The organism is Dietzia sp. Cai40 (assembly GCF_014145165.1).
GTDB classification, from domain to species: domain Bacteria; phylum Actinomycetota; class Actinomycetes; order Mycobacteriales; family Mycobacteriaceae; genus Dietzia; species Dietzia natronolimnaea.
In genome coordinates, this window is record NZ_JAALEB010000423.1 from 1 (window position 1) to 1,609 (window position 1,609).

At 70.9% G+C, this 1,609-nt stretch carries 2 protein-coding genes; one reads left to right on the forward strand and one right to left on the reverse strand.

Features of this window, described 5'->3' with window-relative positions; all coding sequences use genetic code 11:
• Positions 1 to 78 precede the first annotated feature (78 nt).
• Positions 79 to 990, forward strand: a complete 912-nt coding sequence (locus G6022_RS14835; protein WP_182609843.1) for a serine protease — start codon at positions 79 to 81, stop codon at positions 988 to 990.
• A gap of 11 nt (positions 991 to 1,001) precedes the next feature.
• On the opposite strand, the gene G6022_RS14840 is transcribed toward G6022_RS14835, so the two are convergent.
• On the reverse strand, positions 1,002 to 1,609 hold a 608-nt coding region (locus G6022_RS14840; RefSeq protein WP_206682388.1), incomplete at its 5' end, for a PadR family transcriptional regulator.

The following is a 1,609-nucleotide window of genomic DNA, read 5'->3' on the forward strand; positions in this document are numbered from 1 at the left end:
TGGTAGGACGTTCGCGGGCGGAGTAACGTTCACGACATCAGAACATGAAGATCTGTTCATATGGCTAAGGAAGCCGCCATGAACCAACGACTGACGACCGCATTGCCGCTCGCGGTGATGCTCGTGGCCACCGCGACGGCGTGCGTCCAGGGCGGCGGCGGAAACCCCCCGGCCGGCCAGAACGTCCCCGGGGTGATCGAATCCACCTCGCCCGCGGTGGAACCGACGTCCATGAATCCGCAGAAACTCGACGACTCGGTGGTGTTCCTCATGACCACCGTCTCCGGGTACGTCCTCGACCCGGGTGAGGGGGAGGGGGACGACGTCCGGTCCACCGAGGTGACGGCGGTACGGACCTGCACGGGGTGGATGGCCGGCGAGGACGGGGAGATCATCACCGCCGGGCACTGCGTCGGCCGGGATGAGGGCCGTGACGTCGTGATCTCCTCCTACCTCGACGACCACGACGTCGCCGACGAAGGATCCCTGGAGGCCGTGGTCGAGGTCCGGGTGATGGCCGGTCAGCCCGACATCGACGGCGCCACCATCACGGACTGGGTCCCTGTCCGGGTCGCCGACGTGATGCCGTTCGAGGACGGGGATCTGGCCCTGCTGCGGGTCGAGGCGACGGACTCGGGCTCGCGGCCGCCGGCGTTGGCGATAGCCGAGGAGGACCCGCAACCGGGCGACAGTGTCACCTCGATCGGCTTTCCCGGCGCCGGTGCCGACGTCTCGGAGGAGAAGGCAATCCAGCCCCCGTCGTTCAAGGCCGGCACCGTCTCCGCGCGGCCGGCCTCCGCGAGGGGGGTGGAGGGATACGAGATCGACGCCGACATCAGCCCCGGTATGGCCGGCGGGCCCACCGTCGACGGGTCGGGTCGGGTGGTGGGCGTGAACTCCTACGCCATCCGCGGCGGATGCCAGGCGTTCAACATCGTCACCGGCACCTCCGAACTTCGACGCTTTCTGGCCGACAACGGGGTGGGGTGACCGGCCGCTGCTCAGTCGCCGGCGTCGGCCAACAACCCGTAGAGACGCTTGCGTAGCGCGACCAGTTCCTCGGTGGCCGCGGTGCTGGTGGTCGGGTCGCCCGTCTGGACGACGGCCCGGACCGCCATGGCGGCCTCGCCGAACGCCTTCCAGAGGTCGGCGTCCCCGCCCAGTCGGGAGGTGGCCTCCTCGGTGGCGTCGTCCCACGGGGCGGGGCGGTCCGCGAGTGTCTCGAGCTCGACGCGACCGGCGTCGGTGAGCTGGTAGTGCTTGGGTCCGGCGTCCTCCGCGGGACCGATGAGGCCCTCGTCCTCCAATAGAGACAGGGCCGGGTAGACCGCGCCCGAGCTGGGGCGCCACGTGCCGCCACTGCGCTCGGCGAGCTCGCGGATGATCCCGTAGCCGTTCCGCGGTCCCTCGGCCAATAGCAGGAGCGTGCCGCGTCGGACGTCCCCTCGTCGTCGTCGCCTCTGGTGGCCGCGCCGCATCCCACGTCCCTCATCGAACGGGCCGAACGGGCCGCCCGGGCCGAAAGGTCCACCGGGCCCGAACGGGCCGCCCGGGCCGAACGGCCCACCAGGGCCGAAGGGTCCCGCGCCTCCGCCGTGCTCGTGGCGAC

What these genes read in the sequence shown, in the direction of transcription:
- G6022_RS14835 (WP_182609843.1), top strand. Translation starts at nt 79, where the DNA reads ATGAACCAACGACTGACGACCGCATTGCCGCTCGCGGTGATGCTCGTG.